Annotated in this window: 1 protein-coding gene; it reads right to left on the reverse strand. The window is 71.4% G+C overall.

Going from position 1 to position 504, the window contains the following annotated elements:
* Positions 1-504: AMP-binding enzyme (locus ACYVOO_RS27440; protein WP_461018392.1), on the reverse strand; the 504-nt coding region annotated here is incomplete at both ends.

Genomic DNA, 504 nt, shown 5'->3' on the forward strand with positions numbered 1-504 from the left:
TGCGGATGCGGGCGATGACCTGGGTGGCGAGGAGTGAGTGGCCGCCCAGGGCGAAGAAGTTGTCGTGGACGCCGATGCCGTCCTGGTGCAGGACATCCGCCCAGATGCCGACCAGGGCCACCTCGGTGGGCGTGGACGGCGGGGTGTGCACCTCAGCACGGTCCGCCTCCGGCGCGGGCAGCGCCTTGCGGTCCGTCTTCCCGTTCGGCGTCAGCGGCAGCTCCTCCAGCACCATGAGCTGCTGCGGGATCATGTAGCTGGGCAGCTTGTCCCGGAGGCGGCTGAGGGCCGCTTCCACGATCTCCGACGTGTCCCGCGCCTCGGCGCCGGAGCCCAAAGCGGCGTCGGGCACGACGTAACCCACCAACTGCGCGTCACCTGTCGCACCCTCGCGCGCTGCCGCCGCCGCTCGGATCACGCCGGGGGTCTCCAGCAGGGCGCTCTCGATCTCGCCCAGCTCGATGCGGAAGCCGCGCACCTTCACCTGCGCGTCCAGCCGTCCCA

This window comes from Streptomyces daliensis, from assembly GCF_054782395.1.